Raw genomic sequence first — 1,421 nt, 5'->3', positions numbered from 1 at the left:
ACCCGGTAACTATCGATTCGAAACATGTTACCCGGTAACACGTCACCTAACGACGTGTGGCGGATTTAGCGCTTACGGCTGTTTCAGTTAGGCTGACTATGTTCCCGACGAGGCCGTCCATGAATCGATCATGGGCGGCCTCGTCGTGTTTCGTGCGATCGCCGCAGCCCCGCGCCGCCGCCGTGGCGCGTTACTGAAACGCCACTTCCGCAAAGCTGCGCAGCTTGCGGCGCTGGAATTGTTTAAAATCAATAGTTTAAATGAATTTGTCTAACATTCTGCTCGATTTTTTGACAAGTCACGGCGCGGGTTTACCGGGAATCGCTTCGCAAAGTTAGACAGATTTTTGGCTTAAGCGATTTCATTCGATCACTGCCTTTGGAGTTTCATTTCCTCTTCGTCATCGACACTGCGAAGAGCCGCACCAATTTTCTCCTGTAGCTGGTCCAGCGCGATCCCCATCCGAGTCAACTCTCGGTCTGACGCCTCTTCGGTCTTCGCGTTGCCCACCGCAACGCATTCCAACGAGAACGTATTGGCAAGATCCCGAATTTCTTCATCGCGGACCCGCACCCGGAGTTTCGACACACTCGTGAACCCCTTCAAACTGCTCTGATCCGTTTCCTCCGACAGCCGATGCATGTGCCATTTTCCAGTCGTCCGGAACGCGACCAGATCTTCATGAGCCATTCTCCCCGTGGCTCGAGCTAGTTGCTGACATGCCTCTTGTAGTTCAAGCAACGTGGCCCGTTGAAAATCAGCGCGTGAAATGCGAATTGCATCGCGACGCTGCTCCCGTCGAGCCTCTAGCTCGCGCTTCCGCAGGCGGCCATCGCTGAAATAATCAAAGATTGCTTTGAGACTTGCGCCAATGACAAGCGTTACTACCGGAAACCACGTTTGTGGCTGGATCCCTCCGTCGTTCACTGCTGCCCCCGTGTACTGTTCGTGTCCGTCCAAGAATATCAGCCCTCCGGGCGCTCGCGACAGACGGCCGAGACGAACACTGCGTTCGGAGCTTTACCGGCGCGCAACACATCCTTTTAAATCGAAGCCTTACGCAACTCGCAAACTGCAAAACCAAGTCTGCACAAGGTCAATCAAGGGCAATCCAGCTCATCCAAGCTGCAATTTAGCTGCACACAGTCGCGCAGTCGCTTATTGCATTGGAAGGGCTGGCGATCGGTCAATCTTCCTGATCTAGCGCACCCCATTCTCGCTGCCACTCATCAAATCCAAAGTTGTCGTGGTGGACGAACAACGCGCGCACGGTATCGGAAATCATTCGTTCAAGGTCGTCAATCACGTCACCTCCCGCTAGAACCCCAACGATGGTGCCGCCAGAGAGGTGGCCTCACTCGTTCGGACAGTTTTCTGAGATTTTTAAGTGGAACGTCCGAGGCAATCATGCTGCCGATTTG

General features: G+C 54.0%; 2 protein-coding genes. One reads left to right on the top strand and one right to left on the bottom strand.

Annotated features, from left to right (window positions below; genetic code table 11):
* Positions 1-130 precede the first annotated feature (130 nt).
* A complete protein-coding gene (locus WS91_RS35640) occupies positions 131-274 on the top strand; it encodes a hypothetical protein (protein WP_156432325.1) in 144 nt (47 codons plus the stop codon).
* Positions 275-369: 95 nt separating this feature from the next.
* Here the strand turns inward: WS91_RS35640 and WS91_RS35635 are convergent, their stop codons facing one another.
* Positions 370-960, bottom strand: coding sequence for a hypothetical protein (locus tag WS91_RS35635; RefSeq protein WP_156432324.1), 591 nt, complete (start codon positions 958-960; stop codon positions 370-372).
* Positions 961-1,421: the final 461 nt, after the last annotated feature.

It is taken from the genome of Burkholderia sp. MSMB1498, from assembly GCF_001526245.1.
GTDB lineage: Bacteria > Pseudomonadota > Gammaproteobacteria > Burkholderiales > Burkholderiaceae > Burkholderia > Burkholderia savannae.
Note: the sequence above shows the minus strand (reverse complement) of the source record. Positions and strands in the feature narration are given on the sequence as shown.

Bases quoted from the DNA above. Each gene is read 5' to 3' on its own strand.
- WS91_RS35640 (WP_156432325.1), top strand. From the start codon at position 131: ATGGGCGGCCTCGTCGTGTTTCGTGCGATCGCCGCAGCCCCGCGCCGC.